Origin of the sequence: Frankia sp. AgKG'84/4 (genome assembly GCF_023242965.2) — a bacterium.
Lineage (GTDB): Bacteria > Actinomycetota > Actinomycetes > Frankiales > Frankiaceae > Frankia.
Genome location: NZ_JALKFU020000506.1, coordinates 1 through 4,015 on the forward strand (window position 1 = coordinate 1; position 4,015 = coordinate 4,015).

The window sequence follows — 4,015 nt, forward strand, 5'->3', positions numbered from 1 at the left end:
GCGTGCTCCCAGGCGGCGGTCGCCGCGATCCCCGCCGCGGGCAGCGCCAACCACGCCATCCTTGCCCTGATTCGGCCGCGGCGTCGGCGGTGGGCGCGGTGGCGGTGGTGTGCAGCGGCGAGCTGGCGCGGGACCCGCTGGGCGCACGCGAGTCCCAGCAGTGGCGCGAGCACCACCCAGGCCGGCCCGGTGGGCCGCGACAGCGCCAGCAACGCCCCGATCACCCCGGCCGCCGGCCAGGTCCAGCGGGGTGCCGCCGCCTCTCGGCCCATCCGCAGGGCGAGGGTGTACAGCGCGAGGGCGGCGGCGATCTCGATGCCGTTGGTGCCGAGCACCGAGCCCATGAACAGGACCATCGGTGACACGGCGAGCAGCACCCCGAGCTGGCTGGTCGGCCCGGCCCGGTCCTCCCAGGCGGCGGCCGACGCGACGGCGAGCAGGCCGGCGACGAGCAACGCACTGACCGCCCGGCCCGTGTAGAGCGCGGCGAGCGCCGAGTTCGCGCGGGCCATCGCCGCGCCCGGGAGGGCGTAGACGTACGGCTCGTAGGTGCCGACATAGGACAGGGCGTGGGTGGCCGGCGGGTGGGGGTGCGGGCGGTGCAGGCAGCGCGCCGAGAGCCAGTTGCGGAACAGGTCGCACGGGAAGCCGGCGGCGCCCGGGTCGAGGCCCGCGGGCAGCCGGTAGACGCGGCTGTTCCGGTTGATCCAGTCGATGCGCTCCGCCGCGCCCGGCTGCGAGCCGAACGCCGGGTGCGCCAGGCGGCCCGGGCTGCCCGTCCACTGGCCCGTGCCGGCGCCGATCTCCTTGACGAAGTTCGCTGGCTCGTCCGGGCCGAAACCGGCGGCGTTGCTGCCCACCCAGGCGGAGAGCAGCAGGGTGAATCCGGCGACCACCAGGACCCGGACAACTCGGCCTCCGCCCTGCACCAGCCCGCCGCCCTCGTTGGCTACCCCGAAATCCCCTGGGCAGTCATCTAAGCACCCAAAGTCATACCAAGTATCCCTAGGCCGAGCGAGTCCGGGTGGCAGGGTGGTGCCTGCGGCCATCCCGATGGGGAGATCGGCCCGCCCATATCTACGGTCTTATGGCTGTTTCGGACGGTATATCCGTTATAAGAATTCGTGTACCTGTTGGCGGGGTTGATGGGTCCGGCCGGCACCTGGGACAACCCCGGCGAGGCGATGTCCAATGGTTACCCCGAAACGGGTAACCGATCACGGAGAGAAACTCGACGGCGAGCTCGAGCGTTGACCTGGGTACGGCACTCGTTGCAGTCCGCGGCAGGCCCGCTGCCTGCGGTGCGGGGGATGTCCGGCTTGTCCCGGTGGAACGTCGGTGTCCGACGCCGCGGTCCACGCCGTGCCCGGTGCCCATCCTGGCTGTTCGTCGCCCGATCTTCGAGGAGCACGCATGACCCAGTCCCTCTCCCCGCCCACCCCGTCGCGGCACAGCCACTCCCCGCCCGCCGGGGACTCCACCGGGCCTGGCCGAAGCTGGCGGCCCGACCTGCAGGCCTCCCTGGTCGTCTTCGTCGTCGCGCTACCCCTGTCGCTGGGCATCGCGGTGGCCTCGGGCGCACCGGTCGCCGCGGGACTGCTCGCCGCCGCGGTCGGCGGCATCGTCGCCGGCGCGCTCGGTGGAGCGCCGCTGCAGGTCAGCGGCCCCGCCGCCGGCCTTACCGTGATCGTCGCGAACCTGATCGACACCTACGGGTGGCGCGTTACCTGCATGATCACCGTTGCGGCGGGGCTGCTGCAGATCCTGTTCGGATTGTCCCGGATCGCGCGCGCCGCCCTTGCCGTCTCACCCGCCATCGTGCACGGCATGCTCGGCGGTATCGGCCTGACCATCGTCCTCGGGCAGATCCACGTCGTTCTCGGCGGCAAGGCTGACAGCCACGCCTGGGACAACATCAAGGAAATCCCCGCGTCGGTCCTCGACCCGCACGGCCCGGCGACCCTGGTCGGGCTGCTGACGATCGCCGTCATCCTGATCTGGCCGCGGCTGCCCGACGCCGTCCCCGCCATGATCCGCAAGATTCCGGCCTATCTCGTCGCGGTCGTCGTGGGCACCGCGTTCGCGGGTGCCATCGGCTTCGACGTGCCCCGGGTCGATCTGCCGGCCTCCCTGTTCGACGCGGTCGAACTGCCCTCGATGCCCGACGGCAACTGGTCCGGCATCGCGCTGGCGATCTTCACCGTGGCGATCGTCGCGAGCGTCGAGTCGCTGCTCTCCGCCGTCGCCGTCGACCAGCTCGCCAATGCCCGCGGCTGGCGCGGTCCCCGCGTCGATCTCGACCGGGAGCTGCTCGGCCAGGGTTCCGCGAACGTCGTCTCCGGCCTCATCGGCGGCCTGCCGGTCACCGGGGTGATCGTCCGCAGCTCCACCAACGTGGTCTCCGGCGGCCGCACCCGCGCCTCGGCGATCCTGCACGGCGTCTGGATCCTGGCCTTCGCGCTGCTGCTCGGCTTCGCCGTCGAGTGGATCCCGCTCGCGGCCCTGGCCGGCCTGCTCGTCGTCGTCGGACTCCGGCTCGTCGACGTCGCCCACCTGCGCCACGTTCGCCATCACGGCGAACTGCCCGTCTACCTCGTGACCATCACCGGGGTCGTCGCGCTCGACCTGCTCAAGGGCGTGGCGCTCGGCCTGCTCACCGCCCTCGCGCTGGTCCTGCGCCGGGTGCTGTGGTCCAGCGTGCGGCTGCGGCGGACCGGCGAGCTGTGGCAGGTCGAGGTCGAGGGGACGCTCAGCTTCCTGTCGCTGCCGCGCCTGGCCCGGGTCCTGCACCGCATCCCGCCGGGCGCGCCGGTGTCCATCGAACTCATCGTCGACTATCTCGACCACGCCGCGTTCGAGCAGCTGCGCGGCTGGTGCGCGAACCACGAGGCCTCCGGCGGAACCGTCGACATCGACGAGATCGGCCAGGTCTGGTTCCGGCGCGCCGACCTCGCCGAGCGACGGCGCTCGGTCATCCCGAACCTGCCGCGCTGGTTCGCCCCCTGGTCCCAGTGGCAGGAGCACGACGAGGACGGCCCGCCGGGGCAGTCCGCGGCGGCGGATCGCCCCGCCGGAGCCCTCGGCCCCGAGGACGGAACCGACGCCCCGCAGCTCCTCGGCGCCACAGCCAGAATCGACCATGTCGGCACGATGCTGGTCGGAGTCAACGAGTTCCACCGCCGGGCGGCACCGCTGCTGCGCGGCACCTTCGACGGGCTCGCCGCCGGCCAGCAGCCCGGCGCGCTGTTCCTGACCTGCGCCGACTCGCGGATCGTGCCGAACATCCTGACCAGCTCCGGGCCCGGTGACCTGTTCACCGTCCGCAACGTCGGAAACATTGTCCCGCCGCCGCCCGCGGAACGCGCCGCGCCCGCGACGCCACCGCCGGCTCTCGCCGGGCCCTTCGGCCTCGGCACCGGGATGGCCTCGGGCCTGGGACTGGCCGCCGGCGTCGGGGTGGTGCCCGGAACCGGGACGGGGCCGATCCTCGACCCGCTGCCCGGGGACCTGTCGGTCACCGCAGCCGTCGACTACGCCGTCGAGGTGCTGCGGGTCCCGGCCATCGTGGTCTGCGGCCACTCGAGCTGCGGCGCGATGAACGCGCTGCTGGCCGGTGCCGCCGACGGATCGCCCGACACCGCTCTCGGCGGCTGGCTGGCACACGCCGCGACGTCGCTGACCCGGACCCCACCGCCGGGCACGGAGGACCTCGCGCCGGTGGAGCGGCTCGGGCGGGCCAACGTCGCCCAGCAGCTGGAGAACCTGCGCGCGCAGCCCGTCGTGCGCCGGGCGCTGAAGGCCGGCACGCTGCGGCTGGTCGGCATGTACTTCGACATCGCCGACGCGCAGATCTCGATCCTCGACGAGACGACGGGCCGCTTCGTCGACCCGGCGGACGCCCTGTCGAAGGTGCCCGTCGCCGCCGGGATGAGCCGGCGCTGGGACACCCTCGCCCCGGTCCGCGTGCCGGCGGGCGGGGACAGCCCCCCCGAGGCCGCGACGGACCGGTCACCGG

At 73.3% G+C, this 4,015-nt stretch carries 2 protein-coding genes; one reads left to right on the forward strand and one right to left on the reverse strand.

Annotated elements, in window-relative coordinates; all coding sequences use genetic code 11:
* Positions 1-929: DUF2142 domain-containing protein (locus MXD58_RS22170; RefSeq protein WP_250609846.1), on the reverse strand; the 929-nt coding region annotated here is incomplete at its 3' end.
* A gap of 484 nt (positions 930-1,413) precedes the next feature.
* Here MXD58_RS22170 and MXD58_RS22175 point away from each other — a divergent pair.
* Positions 1,414-4,015 (forward strand): SulP family inorganic anion transporter (locus tag MXD58_RS22175; protein ID WP_250609847.1); only part of this gene is annotated, 2,602 nt, incomplete at its 3' end.